The 23,460-nt window shown below is 47.1% G+C and carries 20 protein-coding genes and 1 riboswitch; of the genes, 2 read left to right on the forward strand and 18 right to left on the reverse strand.

Going from position 1 to position 23,460, the window contains the following annotated elements; all coding sequences use genetic code 11:
- Positions 1-45: 45 nt before the first annotated feature.
- The 16 genes from purD to NOM01_RS13770 form a co-directional block, all read right to left on the reverse strand.
- Positions 46-1,311, reverse strand: coding sequence for a phosphoribosylamine--glycine ligase (gene purD / locus NOM01_RS13695; protein ID WP_255749063.1), 1,266 nt, complete (start codon positions 1,309-1,311; stop codon positions 46-48).
- Between the two features lie 30 nt (positions 1,312-1,341).
- Positions 1,342-2,883, reverse strand: a complete 1,542-nt coding sequence (gene purH / locus NOM01_RS13700; RefSeq protein ID WP_255749064.1) for a bifunctional phosphoribosylaminoimidazolecarboxamide formyltransferase/IMP cyclohydrolase — start codon at positions 2,881-2,883, stop codon at positions 1,342-1,344.
- A 115-nt stretch (positions 2,884-2,998) separates the two neighbouring features.
- On the reverse strand, positions 2,999-3,568 hold the full coding sequence (gene purN, locus NOM01_RS13705; protein WP_255749065.1) for a phosphoribosylglycinamide formyltransferase: 570 nt from the start codon (positions 3,566-3,568) through the stop codon (positions 2,999-3,001).
- Entirely contained in the window at positions 3,558-4,598 is a 1,041-nt protein-coding gene (purM, locus tag NOM01_RS13710; protein WP_255749066.1) for a phosphoribosylformylglycinamidine cyclo-ligase, read from the reverse strand. Before purM ends, purN begins: the two co-directional genes overlap by 11 nt.
- An 11-nt stretch (positions 4,599-4,609) precedes the next feature.
- Positions 4,610-6,034, reverse strand: a complete 1,425-nt coding sequence (gene purF, locus NOM01_RS13715) for an amidophosphoribosyltransferase (RefSeq protein ID WP_255749067.1) — start codon at positions 6,032-6,034, stop codon at positions 4,610-4,612.
- Positions 6,010-8,232, reverse strand: coding sequence for a phosphoribosylformylglycinamidine synthase subunit PurL (gene purL / locus NOM01_RS13720; RefSeq protein ID WP_255749068.1), 2,223 nt, complete (start codon positions 8,230-8,232; stop codon positions 6,010-6,012). Before purL ends, purF begins: the two co-directional genes overlap by 25 nt.
- Positions 8,213-8,905, reverse strand: a complete 693-nt coding sequence (gene purQ / locus NOM01_RS13725; protein WP_255749069.1) for a phosphoribosylformylglycinamidine synthase subunit PurQ — start codon at positions 8,903-8,905, stop codon at positions 8,213-8,215. The genes purL and purQ overlap by 20 nt, the downstream gene beginning before the upstream one ends.
- Positions 8,902-9,153, reverse strand: coding sequence for a phosphoribosylformylglycinamidine synthase subunit PurS (gene purS, locus NOM01_RS13730; RefSeq protein ID WP_255749070.1), 252 nt, complete (start codon positions 9,151-9,153; stop codon positions 8,902-8,904). Before purS ends, purQ begins: the two co-directional genes overlap by 4 nt.
- Entirely contained in the window at positions 9,150-9,860 is a 711-nt protein-coding gene (gene purC, locus NOM01_RS13735; RefSeq protein ID WP_255749071.1) for a phosphoribosylaminoimidazolesuccinocarboxamide synthase, read from the reverse strand. Before purC ends, purS begins: the two co-directional genes overlap by 4 nt.
- A 32-nt stretch (positions 9,861-9,892) precedes the next feature.
- Positions 9,893-11,191: an adenylosuccinate lyase gene (purB, locus tag NOM01_RS13740; RefSeq protein WP_255749072.1), complete on the reverse strand. Its 1,299-nt coding sequence runs from the start codon at positions 11,189-11,191 to the stop codon at positions 9,893-9,895.
- Positions 11,188-12,339 carry a 5-(carboxyamino)imidazole ribonucleotide synthase gene (purK, locus tag NOM01_RS13745; protein WP_255749073.1) on the reverse strand — a complete coding sequence of 384 codons (1,152 nt, stop codon included), beginning with the start codon at positions 12,337-12,339 and terminating at the stop codon, positions 11,188-11,190. Before purK ends, purB begins: the two co-directional genes overlap by 4 nt.
- Complete coding sequence (gene purE, locus NOM01_RS13750; RefSeq protein WP_370646125.1) at positions 12,336-12,872, reverse strand: 5-(carboxyamino)imidazole ribonucleotide mutase; 537 nt, start codon at positions 12,870-12,872, stop codon at positions 12,336-12,338. Before purE ends, purK begins: the two co-directional genes overlap by 4 nt.
- 159 nt (positions 12,873-13,031) lie before the next feature.
- A riboswitch (purine riboswitch) is annotated at positions 13,032-13,133 on the reverse strand.
- 71 nt (positions 13,134-13,204) lie between these two features.
- Positions 13,205-13,447, reverse strand: a complete 243-nt coding sequence (locus tag NOM01_RS13755) for an NETI motif-containing protein (protein ID WP_370646126.1) — start codon at positions 13,445-13,447, stop codon at positions 13,205-13,207.
- A gap of 125 nt (positions 13,448-13,572) precedes the next feature.
- The gene (locus tag NOM01_RS13760; protein ID WP_255749074.1) at positions 13,573-13,851 is read right to left on the reverse strand and encodes a hypothetical protein; all 279 of its coding nucleotides are present in this window, start codon (positions 13,849-13,851) and stop codon (positions 13,573-13,575) included.
- 617 nt (positions 13,852-14,468) lie between these two features.
- A complete protein-coding gene (locus tag NOM01_RS13765) occupies positions 14,469-15,761 on the reverse strand; it encodes an NCS2 family permease (protein WP_255749122.1) in 1,293 nt (430 codons plus the stop codon).
- 477 nt (positions 15,762-16,238) lie between these two features.
- On the reverse strand, positions 16,239-17,363 hold the full coding sequence (locus NOM01_RS13770; RefSeq protein WP_255749075.1) for a TcaA second domain-containing protein: 1,125 nt from the start codon (positions 17,361-17,363) through the stop codon (positions 16,239-16,241).
- 205 nt (positions 17,364-17,568) lie between these two features.
- Here NOM01_RS13770 and NOM01_RS13775 point away from each other — a divergent pair, with 205 nt between their 5' ends.
- Both NOM01_RS13775 and adhE read left to right on the forward strand, forming a co-directional pair.
- Positions 17,569-18,636, forward strand: coding sequence for a DUF5105 domain-containing protein (locus tag NOM01_RS13775; protein WP_255749077.1), 1,068 nt, complete (start codon positions 17,569-17,571; stop codon positions 18,634-18,636).
- Between the two features lie 526 nt (positions 18,637-19,162).
- Complete coding sequence (gene adhE / locus NOM01_RS13780; protein WP_255749078.1) at positions 19,163-21,778, forward strand: bifunctional acetaldehyde-CoA/alcohol dehydrogenase; 2,616 nt, start codon at positions 19,163-19,165, stop codon at positions 21,776-21,778.
- A gap of 132 nt (positions 21,779-21,910) precedes the next feature.
- Here adhE and NOM01_RS13785 read toward each other — a convergent pair whose 3' ends face one another.
- A complete protein-coding gene (locus NOM01_RS13785) occupies positions 21,911-22,624 on the reverse strand; it encodes an ATP-binding cassette domain-containing protein (RefSeq protein WP_255749123.1) in 714 nt (237 codons plus the stop codon).
- A gap of 68 nt (positions 22,625-22,692) precedes the next feature.
- A complete protein-coding gene (ssuC, locus tag NOM01_RS13790; RefSeq protein ID WP_255749079.1) occupies positions 22,693-23,460 on the reverse strand; it encodes an aliphatic sulfonate ABC transporter permease SsuC in 768 nt (255 codons plus the stop codon).

Genomic DNA, 23,460 nt, shown 5'->3' on the forward strand with positions numbered 1-23,460 from the left:
GCTGTCTTCACCCTTCAGGCAAAGACAGCTTTTATCACTTATCGGTTATTTTGAAACTTCCAATGCGTGATGCCCGATATCCTTGCGGAAGAATACGGCATCCGTTTGAATACGTTCGAGATCCTTGTTGACTGCGTCACGGGCCGAGCGCAAATCGTTGCCAAGTCTTGTAACGAGTAGTACGCGACCGCCATTGGTCAGCCAGTCCGCACCGGATTTTTTCGTTCCGGCGTGGAAAAGCAGGGCATCTTCCGGAAGTGCGTCCAGATTTCCAAGCTTCAAATTCTTCTCATAGTTGCCTGGGTATCCTTCGGAGGCGAGCACGACGCCGACCGCTGTTTTTTCGCTCCATGCAAGATCAGGCTGTTTGCCGTCCAGTACGTCGAGTACGGTTTGAATGAAATCAGATTCCATTCGAGGCAGCACAACCTGTGTCTCCGGATCACCGAATCGGCAGTTGAATTCGATCACTTTCGGACCGGCAGCAGTCAGGATTAATCCGGCATAAAGCACACCTGTAAACGTGAAGCCTTCAGACACCATGCCGTCAGCAGTCGGCTGCAAAATGGTTTTCACAGCTCCGTCTACAATTGATTGTGCAATCTGTGGAACCGGTGAGTAGGCGCCCATTCCGCCAGTATTCGGGCCTTTGTCGCCTTCATAGGCCCGCTTATGATCCTGAGCAATTGCCAGAGGAACGACTTTTTCACCGTTCACCAAAGCCATTAATGAAAATTCTTCACCTTCAAGGTACTCTTCAATGACCACACGAGATCCCGCATCGGCGAATTTTTTATCCTTCATGATCTCTTTTAGACCGTTTTCGGCTTCCGCCATCGTCATGGCGACAATGACCCCTTTTCCGGCAGCAAGTCCATCGGCTTTAAGAACAATCGGTGCGCCGACCTTCTGAAGATAATCACTGGCTTCTTGATAGTCCGTAAAGGTTTGATAATGTGATGTTGGGATCTTGTATTTTGCCATCAATGCCTTGGCAAACGATTTGCTGCCCTCGATCTGTGCTGCCGCTTTCGATGGTCCGAAAGCCTTCAGCCCATTCGCCGCGAAAACATCGACAATTCCGCCGACAAGCGGCTGCTCCGGACCGACAAGCGTCAGTGCAACATCGTGATCTTTAGCAAAGGTCGCCAGTGCTTCAAAATCCATCGCATCAATCGGAACACATTCCGCAACGGCAGCCATGCCGTCGCTGCCAGGCGCAGCGTAAACTTTTTCTACCAGCTTGCTTTGCGATACCTTCCAAGCCATCGCATGTTCGCGGCCGCCGCCGCCGACAATCAACACGTTCATGATCGTACCCCTTTCAATAAGCGAATAAACTTAATGTTTGAAGTGGCGCATGCCGGTGAGTACCATGGCAATGTTGTATTTGTTTGCCATTTCGATTGATTCCTTATCACGGATGGAGCCGCCCGGCTGAATAATTGCAGTAATACCTGCTTTGGCTGCTGCTTCAACGGTATCGCCCATTGGGAAGAATGCATCGGAAGAAAGCACAGCACCCTTTGTCTTATCGCCGGCTTCTTCAAGTGCAATTTTCGCTGCACCGACACGGTTTGTCTGACCGCCGCCCATGCCGACCATCAGTCCATCATTAACGAGTGCGATTGCGTTTGATTTCACATGTTTGACGATCGTCCAAGCAAATTTCAAGCTTTCCATTTCTGCTTCTGTCGGCTTGCGGTCGGTGACCACCTTCAGATTTTCTTCAATGTCGGCATAGCCCTTCGTGTCCAAATCTTGAACGAGCATACCGCCGCGAACAGATGTATATTGAGCGAAGTCTTGCGGTTCATCGCTCATCGCGACTTGCAGCAAACGAAGATTCTTCTTCTTTTCGAGAATTGCCAGAGCTTCTTCAGAGTATGAAGGAGCGATGACAATTTCAAGGAAGATCTTGTGGAGCTCTGTGGCAAGAGCAGCATCCACTTCCCGGTTCAATGCGATGATGCCGCCGAAAATAGATACAGGATCTGTCTCATAGGCTTTGGCATAGGCTTCGTTAACGGATTCACCAATGCCGATGCCACATGGATTCATATGTTTAACAGCAACCGCAGCCGGTTGTCTGAATTCCTTTACAATGCCAAGTGCAGCATCTGCATCGCGGATATTATTATAGGAAAGTTCCTTGCCGTGCAGCTGTTTTGCTGCGGCAATCGTTGATTCGTCTTCGATTGGATCACTGTAGAAGGCAGCCTTTTGATGCGGATTTTCACCATAACGAAGCGGCTGTTTCTTTTCATAAGTCAGGGTAAGCTTTTCTGGGAATTCCTCACCGACTTGCTTGGTGAAGTAGTCGGCAATCAGCGCGTCATAAGCCGCGGTATGGCGGAATACCTTTGCCGCAAGCTTTTGTTTGAGTTCAAAAGGAACATCGGCATTCTCGTCGAGACTTTCCGCAACGAGATCGTAGTCGCCAGGATCGCAGACAACGGTCACGCTGCGATGATTCTTCGCAGCTGAGCGAAGCATGCTCGGTCCGCCGATATCAATGTTCTCAACCGCGTCATCATAAGCAACATCCGGTTTTGAAATGGTTTCTTTGAACGGATAAAGATTAACGACAACAAAATCAATCGGTTGAATGCCTAGTTCTTTGATTGCATCCATGTGTTCCTTTTTACCGCGAACAGCCAGCAAACCGCCATGAACGGCCGGATGCAGCGTCTTCACACGTCCGTCAAGAATTTCCGGAAAATCAGTGATTTCACTGATCGACATAACGGGAATTCCCGCATTTTCAATCGTTTTTTTCGTGCCGCCGGTTGAGATAATCTCAATTCCGGCGTCTACCAATTTTTTTACAAAATCAATAAGCCCTGTCTTATCAGAAACACTGACTAATGCTCGTTTTGCCACTTCGATACATCCTTTCTATTTTCAATCCGCAATATGTCTGTTTATGAAGTACTGCTATATATAGTGTGCTTACTCATCGGATTAGCTTTAACTCCCGCCCCACTGGATCGTTCGATCACTTGCTGAGCAGCTTCGCGATGGTTGCCGGATACACGTTGTGCTCTGTTTCATGGATGCGTGCTTCCAGTGTCTCAACTGTGTCGTTATCTTTCACCGGAACGGCTGCTTGGGCGATGATCGGGCCGGTATCCATGCCCTCGTCCACATAATGAATCGTAATGCCTGTGATCTTTACGCCTTTCTCAAAGGCTTGACCAATCGCATCCAGTCCGGTAAAAGAAGGAAGTAATGATGGATGAATGTTAATAATCCGATGCGGATACGCAGCAAGCATGACCTTGCCGAGAATTCGCATGTACCCTGCAAGAAAAATATACGTGACATCATGTTCTTTGCACGCGTCGGCAATGACTTGTTCAAATGCCGCTTTGGACGGGTAGTCTTTCCTTGAAACGACCAACGTATCGACACCCGCCCGCTTCGCGCGCTCGATAACGGCTGCTCCCGGCTGATCGCAAACAACCAGTTCGATGGTTGCAGAAATCTGTCCCTCTTGAATCGCTTTGTTGATTGCGACGAAATTCGTACCGTGTCCTGAGGCAAAAACAGCGATCTTATGCTTCATCACAATTCACCAGCGTCAATTCATGACCTTCGACAACTTTTCCAACAACAACCGGTGCTTCACCAAACGCCTTCAGCGCAGCCAGAGCTTGGTCTGCATCTTCAGGAGCAACAGCCACCACCATGCCGATGCCCATGTTAAAGGTATGAAACATGTCATCGAGCTGCAGACTGCCTAACTCTTTCAGCCAATCAAACACAGCAGGACGTTTCCAAGCAGAGACGTCCATTTCCGCCGTTAAGCCATCTGGGAACATACGCGGCACATTTTCATAGAATCCGCCGCCTGTAATATGTGCAATTCCGTGAACATCAACCTTTTTAAGTAAATCAAGCACAGGTTTAACGTAGATTTTCGTTGGCGTGAGCAAGATTTCGCCTACCGTTTTTCCCGGTTCCGGTGCATAGGCATCGCTGTAGGTTAAACCGGCATCGGAAATAAGTTTGCGGACAAGTGAAAATCCATTGCTGTGTATGCCGCTTGATGCGAGCCCGATTAAGAGATCGCCGACCTTTACATTCTCACCGGTAATCCGTTTTGATTTTTCCACAACGCCGACCGAAAAACCGGCAATATCATAGTCATTTTCTTGATACATGCCCGGCATTTCAGCGGTCTCACCGCCGATTAATGCACAGCCTGCATCGGCACAGCCGTCAGCAATTCCTTTGACAATCGCTTCCGCTTTTTCCGGCTTGAGTGAGGAGCAGGCCAGATAATCGAGAAAATAGATCGGTTCGGCGCCTTGCGTGACGATATCGTTGACACACATTGCAACAGCGTCGATGCCGATCGTGTCATGTCGCTCCGTCGCAAAAGCGATCATCAGCTTGGTACCAACTCCGTCTGTTCCCGAAACCAAGACCGGTTCTTTAATGTTCATTTGGGACAGATCAATTGCACCGCCGAAACCGCCTAATCCGCCGATCACTTCGGGGCGGAACGTTCGCTGCACATGCTTCTTGATTCGTCCGACTGTTTCATAGCCGGCTTCGATGTTTACGCCGGCTTTTTTATATGCGTTCGCCATGATGGTCCTCCTCAGACAAGCAGTTCTTTTTCATGCGGCAGAACCGTATCCGGATAAATTTCCGTCGGGTACTTGCCCGTGAAGCAAGCCATGCACTGTCCGCAGTTCTTCATTGCCGGGTCGCGCCCGATCGCTTTCTTCAATCCCTCAGGACTTAAGTAAACGAGTGAGTCAGCACCGATTAATTCACGAATATCTTCTACTGAATGCGTAGACGCGATCAATTCGGAAGACGTTGATGTGTCGATCCCATAAAAACATGGATGGGTGATCGGCGGCGAACTGATCCGAACATGAACCTCGGTCGCGCCTGCATCACGCAGCATGCCGACGATGCGGCGGCTTGTTGTGCCACGCACAATCGAATCATCGACCATGACCACACGCTTGCCTTCGATAATTGCGCGAACCGGAGAAAGCTTCATTTTCACTCCTTGTTCACGTAATTCCTGTGACGGCTGGATAAAGGTTCGACCGACATAACGGTTCTTGATCATGCCGAGTTCGTACGGAATTCCGGTTGCTTCGGCATAGCCGATCGCCGCCGAAATACTGGAATCCGGAACACCGGTGACAACGTCTGCTTCAACCGGCGCTTCTTGGGCGAGCATACGGCCAAGATTTTTTCTTGCCGCATGCACATTGATGCCCTGAATATTGCTGTCTGGACGAGAAAAATAGATGTATTCCATGCTGCAGATCGCAGGCTCGGTCCGGTTGGTAAAGAAGTCTGAGTGCAGACCTTCATTGTCAATAACAATGATTTCACCCGGATTGACATCGCGGACATAAGTCGCGCCGATCAGATCAAACGCGCAGGTTTCCGAAGCAACCACCCATGCGTCACCCAATTTACCAAGTGAAAGCGGGCGCAGTCCATTTGGATCCAAAGCCGCGATCAATTGGTGTTCAGTCAGCATTGCAAGCGCATAAGCGCCTTTGATTACCGATAATGCGTGCTTGACGCTTTCGATAAAATTATCGGCATAGTCGCGTTTAATCAAGTGAGCGATAACTTCCGTATCGGATGTCGTTTGAAAAATGCTGCCGCGTTCTTCAAGCTCTCCTTTTAATTTATGGGCATTCACCAAATTACCGTTATGCGCGATCGAGAGCGAGTCTTTTTGTGAGCGGAAAACGAGCGGCTGCACATTGGCATAGCTGTTACCGCCTTGTGTCGAATAACGAACATGACCAATGGCTGCATACCCCTTGCTCAAAGCATCGAGCTTATCATGGTCAAATACATCATTGACGAGGCCGAGTCCTTTGTGATCATAAATATGTTTTCCGTCGGAAACCGCAATACCGGCGCCTTCCTGTCCGCGGTGCTGCATGCTGTGAAGACCGTAATAGGTCAGCTTTGCCGCGTTTTCGTGACCCCAGATTCCAAAAACCGCACATTCTTCATTCAGTTCTTTGCCGACATAATGCATGACAGTGCCCCTCTCCATTCGTTCTCGAGTTCATTCCGATTCAGAGTGACGGTTGACGATGCAAAGGCTAGGTTTACGGTTTCGCTGCGTGTCACATTGCCGACAAAAACAGCGTCGCCTACTAATGCTTCAAAATCCTTCTTGGTTATTTCAGGTACAGTAATCAGATAACGTGACTGAGTTTCTGAGAAAAGTTCTACTGCAGGATCGGTATCAAATTTAAGATCGCAGCCGAGCTCCGTGCCAAATACCGACTCAGCAACGGCAACAGCTAGACCGCCTTCGGAAATATCGTGAGCCGAAGCGAGAAAGCCTGACTTAATTGCCTCAAGAACTTTACCCTGACGGCCCTTTTCCAGTTCAAGATCAAGTGCCGGAGCCTTACCGCTCACTTCGCCGTCCATAAGGATCTGCAATGCACTGCCGCCGAATTCAGGTTTTGCCGTGCCGATGACATAGACTGCGTCGCCTTCGTTCTTAAAGGAAGCAGTCATGACATGATCAAGATCTTCAACGAGGCCGACCATGCCGACAACCGGAGTCGGATCAATGGCACCGCGATCGGTTTCATTGTAGAGGGAGACGTTGCCGCTGATAACCGGAGTCTTCAGGACGTCACACGCCTTTGCCATTCCTTTGACGGATTCATCGATTTCCCAGAACACTTCCGGATTTTCCGGACTGCCGAAGTTCAAGCAGTCAGTGATCGCGAGCGGCACGCCGCCGGAGCAGACAATATTTCGCGCTGCTTCAGCAACAGCAATTTTTCCGCCTTCGTTAGGATCAAGTGCCAAATACTTGGCATTGCAATCCGTTGTCATGGCGAGGCCTTTTTTCGTTCCGCGCACACGGACAACTGCTGCATCAGAGCCCGGTGCAACAACCGTGTTCGTTTGTACCATATAGTCATACTGACGAGTCACCCATTCTTTTGAAGCTAGAGTTGGCTGACCGAGCAGTTTTTTAATTGTTTTCGCGTAATTATTGATTTCAGGCTTCCACGCCGGAGCCGCTTGATTTGCAAGATAAACTGCAGGAACCTTGGACGGCATATGGCGAACCGGTGCAGACGCTAAAGAATCCGATGGAACATCGGCCACAATCTTGCCTTTATGCTCGAGGCGAAGCACTTCTTCTTCAATAACTTCGCCAACCGCTACCGCGTGAAGACCCCAACGGGCGAAAATCGCTTTGATTTCTTCCTCGCTGCCCTTCTTAATAACGATCAGCATGCGTTCTTGTGATTCGGAGAGCATCATTTCATATGGCGTCATTTCCGTTTCACGCTGCGGAATCAGATCGAGATTCATATGAATGCCGACGCCGGCCTTAGCTGCCATTTCACTTGCGGAGGAAACAAGCCCGGCCGCACCCATATCTTGAATACCGACAAGCGCATCATGCTTCGTTAATTCAAGACATGCTTCAACGAGCAATTTTTCCATGAACGGATCGCCAACCTGTACTGCCGAACGCTTCTCATCCGATTTTTCAGAGATTTCTTCGGAAGCGAAGGTCGCGCCGTTAATACCATCGCGGCCTGTGCTTGCGCCAACGTACATAACCGTGTTGCCAATGCCGCGCGCCTGACCGACCTGAATGTCGGCATGATCCATGATGCCGACGCACATCGCATTCACAAGCGGATTTCCGTTGTAGCACGGATCAAATTGAAGTTCGCCGCCAACCGTTGGAATGCCGATGCAGTTACCGTATCCGGCAATTCCGCTGACCACTTCTTCAAAAAGATAGCGGACACGAGAACTGTCCAAATCGCCAAAACGAAGTGAGTCAAGCAGTGCCACGGGACGTGCGCCCATTGAGAACACATCGCGGATAATTCCGCCGACACCGGTTGCGGCACCTTGGTACGGCTCGATGGCCGAAGGATGGTTATGGCTTTCGATTTTGAACACAACTGCCTGACCGTCACCAATGTCAACAATACCGGCACCTTCGCCAGGACCCTGGAGGACATGTTCGCCGGTTGTTGGGAAATACTTCAGCACCGGCTTTGATGTCTTGTAGCTGCAGTGTTCCGACCACATCACCGAGAACAGCCCGGTTTCCGTATAGTTTGGCTTGCGTCCGAGCAAATTCTTCACCTTTTGGTACTCTTCTTCCGTGAGCCCCATTGTGCGGTATACTTTTTCCTGTTCAATCTGCTCCGGTGATGGTTCAAGATGTGTAAGCGGCATGAGTAGATTCCCTCCAATGGTTTAGGATCGACTGGAACAGACGAAGACCGTCATCGCTGCCGAGCAGTGCATCGGCGGCGCGTTCCGGGTGCGGCATCATGCCGAGCACATTGCCGGCCTCATTAATAATGCCGGCGATATCAGCTCTTGATCCGTTTGGATTTTCTCCTGAATAGGTGAAGACAATCCGGTTATTCTCCTGCAGTTCCTTGAGCGTCTCGTCGTCGCAGAAATAATTGCCTTCGCCGTGTGCGATCGGAATGCGAATCACTTCATCCTGATTGTAAAGCTTTGTAAATTGTGTATCGTTATTTTTAACCTGAAGATTAACGGTTTCACAAATGAATTTGAGATGCTTGTTCTTCAGCATTGCTCCGGGCAGCAGTCCTGCTTCGAGCAGAATCTGGAAGCCGTTGCACACACCCAGTACCGGTTTGCCTTCTTTGGCAGCCTTGATGACTGCCGGCATAATCCCGGCGAAACGTGCGATTGCGCCTGATCTCAGATAGTCGCCATAGGAAAAACCGCCGGGAATCATGATCGCGTCATAGCCGTCCAGCGAGGTTTCCGCATGCCACACATAGTCTACTTCTTCATCCAGTCCATCTTTAATCGCGTAATACATATCTTGGTCGCAGTTGGAGCCGGGAAAAACAATGACCGCGGTTTTCACGAATGAACCTCCTCCTCGACTTCATAGCGATAATTTTCAATAACCGTATTTGCGAGCAACTGGTCGCAAATCGTATCGACCTGCTCCGCGACATCTGCTGAGTCTTCCATCTGGAGTTCAATGTATTTGCCGATGCGCACATCTTTAACGGCTTTATAGTCCATATTGTGCAGCGACTGCATGACCGCCTGACCTTGAGGATCAAGCACACTTTCTTTCAATGTAATGAACACCTTCACCTTTTTCATTTGACATCCTCCAAGCGTTTCAAAAGTTTTTCATAGGTTTCGGGGAGATCAGCGATATTGCGGCGGAAAACATCTTTATCAAGCTTTTCATGAGTCTCTTTATCCCATAGACGGCAGCTGTCCGGCGAGATTTCATCGGCAAGCACAATGGCACCTGTTTCTTTCAGTTTGCCAAACTCGATTTTAAAATCGACAAGCAAGATGCCTGCTTCAGCGAAGAATGCCTGCAATGATTCGTTAATGCTGAGTGCAAGGCGGCGGATTTCCGCGAGTTCTTCTTTTGTTGCGATGTCCATTGCCAAAGCGTGATCGCTGTTGATCATCGGATCGCCAAGTTCGTCACTTTTATAGTAGAATTCAACGATTGTGCGTCCGAGCGTTTCACCTTCATCAACACCGAGACGTTTTGACAGACTGCCTGCAACAACGTTTCGAACAACAACTTCGATCGGAACAATGCTCACCGCTTTGACTAATTGCTCAGTTTCGGAAATCGTTTCGATATAATGCGTTGGAACACCTTTTCCCTGTAGCATTTTAAAGATCTTGGTGCAGATCGCGTTGTTCAAGCGGCCTTTTCCTTCAAACTGCGCTTTTTTCTGACCGTTAAATGCAGTTGCGTCGTTCTTGTACACCACTCGCAATACGTTCGGATCATCCGTCGTGAACATTTTTTTCGCTTTTCCTTCATATAAAAGCTGACTCATTTGTTTTTCCCCTTTTCGCTGAAGATACAGATTTAGTCGTTCAAACCCAGACGTTCAAAGATAAAGTCAACATTTTTCAGGTGGTAGGTTTCATCAAAGCAGGCATCGATTTCAGCCTGAGTCAATTGATCGGTAATACGCGCATCACCTTCAACGATTTCTTTAAATGGCGTTTCCGTCTCCCATGACTTCATTGCATTCGGCTGAACAATATCATAAGCAGCTTCGCGGCTCATTCCTTTTTCAATCAAGGCAAGCAGAACGTGCTGCGAGAAGATCAAGCCGAAGGTACGCTTCATATTGCGTTTCATATTTTCCGGGAAAACAGTCAGCTTCTCAATAATCGTTGAGAAACGATTGAGCATGTAATCCAAGCCGATGGTCGCGTCCGGAAGGATGATCCGTTCTGCCGATGAGTGTGAAATGTCGCGTTCATGCCAAAGCGGCACATCATCGTAGGCAGTCAGCATATAACCGCGAATCACGCGGGCAAGTCCGCACATGTTTTCCGAACCAATCGGGTTGCGTTTATGAGGCATTGCCGATGAGCCCTTCTGACCCTTTGCAAAATATTCTTCAACTTCGCGAACCTCCGAACGCTGCAAGCCGCGTACTTCAACCGCGAATTTCTCAATTGAGGTCGCAATCAGCGCAAGCACGGACATATAGTGTGCGTGACGATCACGTTGAAGCACCTGTGTTGAGATCGGCGCCGGCTTAATCCCGAGATGTTCGCACACATAGGTTTCAACAGCAGGATCGATATTGGCATACGTGCCGACCGCACCGGAAATTTTGCCGTACTGCACTTCGTCGGCTGCGCGTTTGAAACGCTCCAGATTGCGTTTCATTTCTTCATACCACAGGGCTAAAACAAGGCCAAAGGTTGTCGGTTCGGCATGAACCCCGTGCGTACGGCCCATCATGACCGTATTTTTATATTTCTTCGCCTTCTGGCGGATGACTTCAATAAACTGTTCAATATCTTTTTCCAAAATTTCATTTGCTTGCTTCAGCAGGTAGCCTTGAGCGGTATCCACAACATCCGTCGAGGTCAGACCGTAATGTACCCATTTCTTTTCGTCGCCTAGCGATTCGGAAACGGTTCGTGTGAACGCTACAACATCGTGACGCGTCTGTTGTTCAATCTCATGGATGCGATCAACCGTAAATGTCGCATTTTTCCTCAGCTTTTCAACGTCTTCCTTTGGTATTTCTCCGAGTTCCGACCAACCGGCACAGGCAAGAATTTCGACTTCAAGCCATGCCCTGTACCTGTTTTCTTCTGTCCAAATTGCGCCCATTTCCGGCCGTGTATACCGATCAATCATGAATGCTTACCCACTTCCTGTTCAATTTTCCATATTCCTAATCTCTCTGCTTGCTCAATTGCTTCATCAACACTGTCACCCAGGATCGTCAGATGACCCATCTTGCGTCCGGTTTTCGCCGCGTCTTTTCCATATAAGTGGAGGTGCGCGGATTTCAATAAATCAATTTTGTCCAAAACCGGCTGGACATGCTCGCCAAGAATATTGATCATAATGACCGGTTTGAGCAGCTGCGTGCTGGACAGCGGCAAACCGCAGATCGCACGCACATGCTGTTCAAACTGAGACGTCTCGCAGGCATTAATTGAAAAATGTCCGGAGTTGTGCGGACGCGGTGCGGTCTCATTGACGTACACCTTTCCGTCCGTGCCGACAAACATTTCGACGGCAAGCGTGCCGACGAGCTTGAGGGCTTCCGCAAGCTGCAACGCATGTTCGGTTGCTTCAACGCGGAGACTTTCAGGTATTCTCGCCGGCACTAGAGTATGATGCAAAATATTATGACGATGTATGTTTTCAGCAACCGGGAATACAGAGGTTTCCCCGGTCGTGCTGCGTACAACAATAACAGAGATTTCTTTTTCAAACGGAAGCCATTTTTCCAATTCAAATGGAGTCTTTCCTATATAAGGGCGTGCTTCCTCTAAATCTGATTCAGATTTGAGAACGTACTGGCCTTTTCCATCGTAGCCGCCCTGAGTTGTTTTCAGTACGGACGGAAATCCGATTTCAGCAATAGCTTTTTCCAATTCATCATGATTACGGACAGGCATGTAGGGAACAACCGGCAAGCCCGCTTCGCGGATTGCCGCCTTTTCATTCAGTCTATCCTTGGTTATTTCAAGCAGGTGGCCGCCCTGAGGAAGATAACTGTTTTCCTGCAGGTAGTCCACCGTCTGAACGTCTACATTTTCAAATTCATAGGTGACGACATCAGCACATGCCGCCATTTTCTTTGCGCCTTCCGGATCGTCGTAATCCGTAACAATTGCGATGTCCGCGACCTGCGCGCACGGGCAATCCTTAGTCGGATCAAGTACGGCAATCCGATAGCCCATTTGTTTCGCGCTGATCGCCATCATCCGTCCTAATTGTCCGCCGCCGAGAATGCCGATGGTTTGTCCCGGCAAGATCGTTTTCTGCTTCATTTCAGATCACTTTCCTTTGCCTTCTTGGCCAGAGATTCACGATAGTCTTCTAAACGGTTCTTCAACTGATCATCGAATGCCGAGAGCATCTGAGCAGCGAGTAAACCGGCATTGGTCGCCCCGGATGCACCAATTGCTACAGTTGCCACCGGAATGCCGGCCGGCATCTGAACAATGGATAATAATGAGTCCATACCGCTGAGCGCTCGGGATTTCACAGGAACGCCGATGACCGGCAAGGTCGTCTTTGCCGCGGTCATACCCGGTAAATGCGCGGCTCCGCCAGCACCTGCAATAATCACTTTGATTCCGCGTTCGCGTGCAGTCTCCGCATACTCAAACATTAAATCCGGTGTACGGTGCGCGGACACAACCTTCTTCTCATAAGGAATGTCCATCATATCCAAAACATCGCACGCATTCTTCATGGTTTCCCAATCGGAGCTGCTTCCCATAATCACACCAACTACTGCTTGACTCACAATACTGCCTCCCAAATAAAAAGCATTTAAAAAGAGCGTGAACGAACACATTGTCGAGCCGAATCGACATCATCAGCTCTTTTTCTGTCTCTCAGGCTCTTTAAACACATTCAAAATCCAGACAATAAAAAGCCCAGAACAGCTGTTTTCCTGAAAATGAAGAGAAAACAACCGTCTGGTCTTTTACCGCGGGCAGCGGCTTCCAACAAAACGTTGCTATTTTCCCTTCATAGTCCGGCAATTTCCGGTCGCCAGGTAGAGACAGTTGGGCCATATTCCCAAAAATATATGAGGGTTCGCTTTTCTTTTTGACCCTCTCATCATATCAACAACATTCACCGCATGTCAACCGGATTATCGAACATTAGATGAAATGTTTCGTACTATTGTTCGCCTTTTGACGAAATCAATTTTCCGTCGAAAACACATTGCCGACCGATGCATTCCGGTCCTGATTCCGTTTCTCGAAAAATCGGACGCTCTGTCCGCCTGATCGGCGCGTATCCTTCGGCTTTCATCCGTTCGAGACATTGATTGATGGTCTCATCTTCTCCGACAGTAAATTGCTTTTTCAATAGCGTAATGTTTGATCGCTTATCCGAATTCCCTTGCTTTCGTTTTCCCAATGAATGTTCACCGCTCCATGTCAATCACGCGCAGCTGCACGCGTTAAATGTCGTCTTTTATCGAAATTTCATATTTTTATTATATCAATTAACCTGCTGCTTCGACAGGCTTCATCGACACTTCATTAATGAACGTAAAAAGCAAGCGCGACAAAGCCAAGCGCAATCAATGTTGCACCGATGGTCCCTGTCACCATGTGAATCATGTAACTTGGAATACGCTTCAGGAAGCTTGCTTCGATCGCCATGGCTATACTTGCAGAATCATCCTTTCCCTTCTCATGCTCCGCTTCCACAATTAAGTGGTCACCAGCCTGTCTCATCTCTTTCGTCAGATAAAAGCTTGCACAGAGCACAGCCATTCCAAGAATCCAAAACAAAATTGCAATGATTAAAGCAGCCATTTCATTCACGCCCTTTAGGATAGATTATCCTTATCATGTCACTGACGAGGTGCATGTATTCGGCAATACAGGGATCTGCAAAATGCATTATGCCGCGAAAAATGTTTTGAATCGAAAAGGGACATCGGTTCTGCTTTAGGCAGGTGCGCACAGGTCGCGTTAGAAAAACCGGGCAAACTGAGCGCGACCACGGGTGCACAGCGAGCCCGCAGGCAACTTCTGGCACATCCTACTTCTGTTTCACTAAGCATTCTGATCCTTATAAGCAACGAATAAAATAAGCGGAAATTTTCCGCTTATATCACCATGGAGCTTATTTTGCCGGTAAATAAGGGTAATTTTTCCGCTTATGCAAAGCAAAGCTCTCTATTTTCATGTTTTTAGATTCGATAAGCGGAATTTTTCCGTCTATTTAAGCGATTTTTTCGCTCATTTTCTAAATAAGGGTAATTTCTCCGTCTATTTATCAGATTGGGCGCTTACCTCATCGCCCAACCGCTAAGAACAGATGGGAATCAGCAGCTTATGAGGCTCATCGTCAGCAGGGCAGAACGATAAATTTTCTTTACCTGCAAAAAAGCCTTCCTCAATGAGGAAGGCTTTTAAAAAGATCGCTTTTAGATTAATGCGAAGAAGACGATGAAAACAAAGAACAGTACGTAGACAATCGGATGAACTTCTTTCCAGCGTCCTGCCGTGATCATCGTGATCGGGTAAAGAATGAAACCAAGTGCGATACCATCAGAGATGCTGTACGTCAGCGGCATGCCGAGTACAGTCAGGAATGCAGGAACCGCGATTTCAAATTTATCCCAAGGAATTTGTTTCAAAGCAGATGCCATCAGTACACCGACAATGATCAGCGCAGGTGCGGTTACTTGTGACGTAACAACAGACAGCAGCGGCGAGAACAGCATGCCGAACAGGAACAAAATACCGGTAACAACCGCAGTGAATCCGGAACGTCCGCCGACTGCAATACCTGTTGATGATTCAATGTAAGCAGAGGTTGGTGATGTACCAAGTACAGAACCTGCAAGCATTGATGTCGAGTCAGCAAGCAGTGCTTGTCCGACGCGCGGCATTTTGTTGTTCTTCATGAATCCGGCTTGTTCAGCAAGTCCGATCAGCGTGCCGGCCGTATCAAAGAATGTAACAAGCAGGAACGTCAGGACAACAACGCCGAGCTGTAATGTATTAATGTCCGGAACATGTGTAATTGCCTTGCCGAAAGTAGGCGCGAGGCTAGGCGCAGTCGAAACAATCGAAGACGGAAGCGGAATCAGTTTGAAAATGATGCCCACAATCGAAGTCAGAACCATGCCGATGAAAATAGCACCGGGAACTTTTCGAACCATAAGGATGATCGTGACAATCAATCCGAAGATGGTCAGCCAAGTTGTGCCGACATTCAGCGGTCCGAAAGCTACTGTCGTTGCTTTGTCGGCAACGATCAAACCGCCTTCATGAAGGCCGATAAATGCGATGAATAAGCCAATACCTGCAGCCATTGCCAGCTTCAGGCTTTGCGGAATTGCGTCAATAATAATTTCACGAAGCTTGAAAATCGTAATCAGAAAGAACACTACCGATGCAATGAATACGCCGGCCAGTGCCGTCTCCCACGGAATTTTCATGCCGATGCATACTGAATAAGCAAAAAATGCGTTAACACCAAGCCCCGGTGCGATTGCAATCGGGTACTTAGCTATGATACCCATGATCAAGCAGCCAAGCGCACTGGAAATCGCGGTTGCTGTGAATACAGCACCTTTATCCATGCCTGATGCACCGAGAACACTCGGATTGACGAACAATATGTACGCCATGGAAATAAAGGTAGTCAAACCAGCAAGTGTTTCACGGCCTAAAGTTGTCTTTAACTCGGAAAATTGAAAATAACGTGACAACCAATTCTCGTTCACAATAATCCCCCTCATTTTCTTATTTTGTCCGCATCCGCCAATATTTGTCGATGAACGGCTATGAACCCAAAATAAAAAAGCTTCAAAGCCAATGAAGCGAATAGAATAAATGCAATACTCATGATGACATGTTGAAAATTAATTTCGACGTATGCAGACAAAATAAAACTCTTTTTTTACATCGTTCATTATATCAGCAGATAGGAGCCGCCGTCAACGAAACAGCGAACGCTATATAATTTATTTTGGTAAACGTTCGGAATTAGAAAAAAGAATGGCCCATTCAGGCAAAACCTGCCATCAATCAATTCGCCTTTATGTTATTCATAGAAACGAGACAGTCTCAAAGTCCAAAACGGATTTTGAGACTGCCTCGCTCTTTTCATTGGGCTTTTCTTTTTGGGGATAACACCTATTCATACTTCATGGAGATAGGGTCCAGTTTTCAAGCAGTTTATATTCCTACAAATTCGGCTGTTTGTCTGCAGGCCATGTGTGAACAACCGGATTTGGGACGGACAGCTTCTTTTTATGTGTCCATAGAGATGCCGTTTGAAGCGTTATATAATTATCGGAAATTCCATTTACCAGCCAACGCTTCTGATTTTTATCATAAACCAGCCGGAAATTGATGCCTCGCTGATAGGAATCGTCTTTCATTTGTTTCTCTTTCTTTAGCTTATAACCGTATTTATAGGAAACAACAGTATCTACTGAGGCGTTCCATTGATCCCCGAAATGCGTCAGCGTCAGGCTGTCCGGATCAACCACCATCCCTAAATAGGCAGATTGAACTTCATCCAATTGTCCCTTTATTTGTTCGAATTGCATCATTCGTGCAGCCGATTGGGTCTTTTTAAATTGTTCCGAAGCAGAAGGAAGTTTTGTCGGTACATATTCAGAAGTCTCCCAAATGGATACTTCGCTGTTAAACTGATTAATGCGCTCAATCACTGCTTTTTGCACCGACGCATCACGTGCTATCCAGGCCGCCGAATTGACGTCGATTGTTATCGGTTGATCCCACACTGCTATTTTTTCTTTTTTTACAAAAATGCCTAAATCATTGGTCAGCTGTTTTTGAAGAACATAGGTTCCGGGAAGAATTCGTCCATACTTGGTTCCCTTATGTGCAATTCCCTGTTGATCAGCATTGAGTGCCAATTGTTCACCCTTGCGCAACCCAGTTACCGTAATCGGCTGCGTTTGAAGCTTCAATTTATAATTTTTAAAAAGCAGATAGCGTCGTCCCTGTTGCGTGATACTCAGGACGCCGTCCGAATCTAATTTTTTTGTCTGTGCCGCCTTTGTCAGGCTGTCGGTTATTTCTCGATAGGCTCCCTTGTGCGTACGCAAATAATTAAGCAGTGCCTGAGATGAGGATTTCGTAATTTCAGCACTTTTATTATCTGAAATGAGCAGCTGCTTGAGTGCTGACGCATCGTTAGTCTTGATCGTCTCCTTAAAGCTCTGAAGCAGGTGTTCTGGAGAAGACTTCGAGTGACCTATACCGACTAGAATAAGAAGAAACATTAATATAAGTACGAACGTGCCGATGATCACCATGCTGCTTTTTCCTAATCGCATCGCTTTCACGTCTCCTTCCGTATTTGCCCATTCTATGCTGCAAAATTCGTGAAGTGACTCCTATTTAATCAAAGCTGCATTTTTTCATGCGGATGAAAATGGTACAAACTGATCCAGTCTATTTTTAAAGGTGATCACATAGAACTGACCGTAGACTTTTTGACGGTTTCATGACAAACCGAACTTCAAACAATTTTGGGGGGCGATGACGATTAAACTTAAGCTTTTGCTCATCATGGGACTCGCACTTCTGCTGCTCATTGCCGGATGCGGCAACTCAAGCAGTAAGAAAGAAGAAGGCAAATCCGATATTGCGACGGTGACAGTGAAAAACGGCCAATATATTACAAAGGATGGTCAAGAAAACTCCGACGATAGCGCACTGCTCGCGCTCAATATCAGTATTACCAACCACTCCGACGATTCGCTGGATCTGCTCACTGATGACTTCTCACTCTATGATTCCAAGAATGAAAAAGTATCGGTGGATGACTCCATCTATGACGATTCAGAAGGCAGCTTTAAAATGCTGGACACTGACTCCCTTGCCAAAGATAAAACCGTAACCGGCTACATTCCGTTTCGAGTCGCCAAGAACAAAACCTATGAACTGCACTTTCAGCCAAACGTCTATAAAGGAGATAAAAAGGTTGATGAAATTGTTGTAAAAATTAATACCAAGAAGTTCAAAGACGATCAGCAGCAAATTAAGGATGCCATGAACGCCTATATACAAACTGTTTTCTTTGGAAAAGATGATTCGAACTACGCAACCCTTGTCGCCAATGATGCAAATAAAGATAAAGCGCAAATGAAAGACGTATTCATCAAAAATATGGGCAGCGAGCTCGATGATCAGTTGTCTGATGAGCAAACCAATCAAATTTATGAAGCCTTTGAAAGCGCCAATCGTGAAAAAGGAAGCGTCGTTCTAAAGGTTGATACAGCCCTTCCGGATTCAGCCGTTGTCGAAGTTACTCCAAAAGTACTTTTCCTCGACGACATGTATGACGAGATTGAAAAATTGAAGGATCAGTTTATTGATGACAACCGCGGCAAATATTCGGACTATGATGCTGCGCTGAAAGGCTGGTATGTGTACATGGCAAAAAATATTGGGGAGGTGTTTAAAAATACTGATACACAGACATCCGACGACAGCTATAAAATCAATCTTAAGAAGGAAGGAAACAAATGGGAGGTCGATTCTGAAAAAAGCACGGCAAATTACGATTACGAGGGACTGCTCAGCGATATGACGGGCGGGTATTAATGTCGCCAATGCTTTATGGACTAAGCTGAATTGAGCAGGTGCGCTCAATTCGCTTTTTTCAACCGAGAAAGCGGGACAAGCGGATAGCAGTTGAGACGAATGGGTTTTCTCTCTCTTCGGTTGAACTTTCCAGAGATTGGGTTGAACTTTTCGAGTGTTGGGTTGAATTTCCGCTCTTCGTTTGAAATTAGTTACAACTTTTTAGAAGTTCGTTACGATTTTTCCTTAGTTCGTTACGAATTTGAGAGTCTTCGTTACGACTTTTTCTCGATTCGTTACAAGTCCAGACATCCGCACATCTTACGAGTTATTGCACCTCTTCCGTCTACTGCGCAACAAAGATGCAACCCACTTTACTGTTGCTTAAAACCTCAATTATTTGCTCGACACAAATCAGACAAAATCAAATGGCCACTTTGTGACAGCGTTTTCGTAATTGTTGCCAATCCACTGGTTATAAAGTAAATTATATATGTGAATTAATTCACAAAGTCATGATCCCTATTTTCCGAAGGAGGACCACCATATGGCTATTGAAGAACAAGCATTACATCCAAAGGATTCGAAAAAAGAAACATTGGAAACGATGATCGATCAATTGGTAACGAATGCTCAGACCGCACTGGATGAATTTAAACCGCTTGACCAAACGCAAATTGATGAGATCGTACGACAAATGGCTCTGGCCGGACTTGATCAGCACATGCAATTGGCGAAAATGGCCGTCGAAGAAACCGGACGCGGTGTTTATGAAGATAAAATGATTAAAAATATTTTTGCAACCGAATACATTTATAACTCAATAAAAACTAACAAAACCGTTGGCATCATTAACGAGGATCCGTATGAAGAAATTGTCCAAATCGCCGAGCCAGTTGGCGTCATCGCCGGTGTTACTCCAGTGACCAATCCGACATCAACGACGATGTTTAAATCCATCATTTCAATCAAGACAAAAAATCCGATTATTTTCGCCTTCCATCCGTCGGCGCAACAATGCAGCAGCGAAGCGGCTCGCGTGGTTCGTGATGCCGCGATACGTGCCGGAGCACCGAAAAATTGTATTCAATGGATTGAAACACCATCACTTGCCGCAACCCAGCAGCTGATGCATCACCCCGGCGTGGCTCTCATTCTCGCGACCGGCGGTTCAGGCATGGTTAAATCCGCCTACAGTTCAGGCAAACCGGCGATCGGCGTTGGTCCTGGGAACGTACCTGCGTACATCGAAAAAACGGCCGACATTAAGCAGGCGGTGAACGATCTGATCCTTTCCAAGACCTTTGACAACGGCATGATTTGCGCCTCGGAACAGGCAGTCATTGTGGACGCAGCAGTCTATGAAGCGGTCAAACAAGAAATGACCGCAAACAAATGCTACTTCTTAAATGATGAAGAACGGAAAAAAGTAGAGACACTGGTCATTGATGAAAAGCGTTGCGCCGTCAATCCCAAAATTGTCGGCAAGTCGGCCGCATACATTGCTAATCTTGCCGGCGTCACAGTTCCGGATGACACTAAGGTTATCATTGCCGAGCTGAACAGTGTTGGCCCGGAATCACCGCTTTCACGTGAAAAACTGAGTCCTGTGCTCGCCTGTTTCAAAGCGAAAACAACCGAAGAAGGCTTACAGCGATGTGAAGAAATGCTTGAATTTGGTGGCATCGGGCACTCGGCAGTTATTCATTCAAACGACCAAAAAGTAATTAATGCCTTTGCTATGAAGATGAAGGCCGGCCGTCTGATCATTAATGCGCCATCGTCACTCGGCGGTATTGGGGACATTTACAACCACTTTATTCCATCACTGACCTTGGGCTGCGGCACGTACGGCGGCAACTCAGTATCCACAAACGTCGGGACAGCGAACTTGATCAATATTAAAACGATGGCCAATCGCCGCAACAACATGCAGTGGTTCAAGGTTCCGCCGAAAATCTATTTTGAAAAAAATTCAACCAAGTATTTGTCGGTGATGCCGGATATTACACGCGCTTTTATCGTTGCCGATCCGGGCATGGTTAAATTCGGCTACGTCGACCGTGTTGTCCACTATTTGAGAAAACGAAATGAACCGATCCAGTACGAAATTTTCTCTGATGTGGAACCGGATCCATCCGTCACTACTGTTATGAAAGGTACTGAAATGATGCGCAGCTTTAAACCGGACGTCATCATTGCCCTGGGAGGCGGTTCGGCAATGGATGCGGCAAAGGGTATGTGGCTGTTCTATGAAAGCCCGGAAACAGAGTTCTTTGGACTCAGACAAAAGTTCTTGGACATCCGGAAACGTGTCTTTAAATTCCCTGATCTCGGTAAAAAAGCAAAATTCGTCGCAATCCCAACCACGTCGGGAACCGGATCAGAAGTGACTTCTTTCTCCGTGATCACAGACAAAGAAAATGATATGAAGTATCCGCTCGCCGACTATGCGCTGACACCAAATGTGGCGATCATCGATCCGGAATTCGTCATGACTGTACCGCCGCGCGTGCTCGCCGATTCCGGTATGGATGTGCTCACGCATGCGATTGAAGCCTATGTGTCCAACATGGCCAATGATTTTACAGACGGACTTTGTATCAAAGCAATTCAACTCGTGTTCAAATACTTGCCGCGCTCCTATAAGGACAGCAGCGACAAATTAGCAAAAGAGAAAATGCATAATGCGTCAACCATCGCCGGCATGGCATTCTCTAATGCATTTCTGGGAATCAATCACAGCCTTGCGCACAAGCTTGGCAACGAATTCCATCTGGCACACGGCCGGTGCTGTGCGATTCTTCTGCCGCATGTCATCCGTTACAATGCTCAGAAGCCGACGAAGTTCACATCGTTCCCGAAATATAAACACTTTATTGCCGATGAACGCTATGCAGAGATTGCACAGATCATCGGTGTAGGCGGAAAGACGACTGAAGAAAGTGTGGAAAACCTCGTTCAGGCGATTAAAAAACTGACTCAAGAGCTGAATATGCCGATGAGCATTGAAACAAATGGTGTCAGCAAAGCAGCTTTTGAAAAAGCTGTTGAAAAGATGTCTGATCGTGCATTTGGCGATCAATGTACGACCGCCAACCCGAAGATGCCGCTGGTTACCGAACTGGAAGCAATCTATCGTCAAGCATTCAAGGGCATCTAGACCCTACACCCAACAACAAAATGAAAAATCGAGAGGAGACGAATCCTCTCGATTTTTTTGTTTATTGAAATCTGCTTATGCTTTCGAAAGGCCAATTAAAAAGCCCACGTTTCACAGACTAGCAAATTCTTATCAGTTATTCTTAGGCGTAAGTAATTTGTAAAGCAATTGTTCGGTATAGTGATTAAACGATGCCGACGTTCGTGTTCTCGGCCGCTCAAGAGGGATGGCAAGATCTTCGCTGACTACGCCCTGCTCAAGCAGAATAACACGATCCGCTAATCGAACTGCCTCTTCCACATCATGAGTCACAAGGATGCAGGTCAGGCCCTGCTTTTTCCATACCTTTTCAATCAAGTCCTGCATTTCCATCCTGGTCAATGCATCCAGCGCGCCGAGCGGTTCATCAAGCAAGAGCAGTTCCGGCTGATTGATTAATGCCCGCGCGAGCGCGACTCGCTGTTTTTGCCCGCCGGATAATGTCAATGGATATTTATCAGCAAATCCGGACAGACCTACTGCTTCCAGTGCTTCCACAGCACTTTTTTTCCAATTGCCATTCAAGCCGATGCCAACATTATCAACCACCTTTTTCCAAGGAAGAAAGCGGCCATTTTGAAACATTAAGCGTGCCGAATGATTGATCCCCGCCAGAGGCTGCCGGTTCTGTTCCACTTCGCCTTCTGTTTGTTGCTCTAAACCGGCAATCAGCCGTAGCAGCGTACTTTTCCCGCACCCGCTTCTCCCAATGATTGCGACAAATTCGCCTTCGCGAATGGTAAGGTTGACGCCTTTAAGAACCTGCTGATCCTGATAATGTTTGCGGATGTTCCGCAATTCCAGCACAACCTTTTTCGATCCATAAAGTTCATCTTGGCTATGAAGTACAGTAACCGGTCGATCATCTGCCTGTCTTAAACCTGTGACCAACGCAGCCACCTCCTCTCAAATAGTTTTGCAATCAGATCGGAACATTTGCCGAGTAATGCGTAAATCAAAATGGAAAGGACGATAACATCCATCTGCATGAATTCTCGTGCATTCATTGCCATATAGCCGATTCCCGAGTTTGATGATATGGTCTCCGCGACAATTAAGGTTGTCCACATCACACCGAGTGCGTAACGGACGCCGACGAGAATTGATGAGAGTGCACCTGGAAAAATGATATGCGTAAAAAGTGATAATCCGTTTAATCCATAGGCTTGTCCCATTTCTACTAATTCCTTATCCACATATTTAATGCCATGATACGTATTAATATAGATCGGAAACAGCACACCGAGTGCAACTAGGACAATTTTCGGTGTCTCGCCAATGCCGAACCAGAGAATCATTAAAGGAATCAGAGACAGATGCGGTACATTGCGCAGCATTTGCACAGAAGAATCAAAAAGTGAGTCGGAAACTTTAAAAATTCCATTGCACAGTCCTAAAACAAAGCCTGTAATACCCCCGATCAAGAAACCGCTCATCGCGCGATAGAGACTGATCCCGAGATTATTCATCAATTCCCCGCTTTTAAACAACCGAATCCCTGCACGAATAACACCGAGCGGCGAAGGAAGCACCGTTGCGGATAGGACTCCCAATGACGATAATCCCTGCCAGACGAGCAGCAAAACGATCGGAATCAGCCACGGGAGAACATGCATCAAATCTTTTCTTACATTGATTTTCAT

Source organism: Sporolactobacillus sp. STSJ-5 (assembly GCF_024385605.1).
Taxonomy (GTDB): domain Bacteria; phylum Bacillota; class Bacilli; order Bacillales; family Sporolactobacillaceae; genus Sporolactobacillus.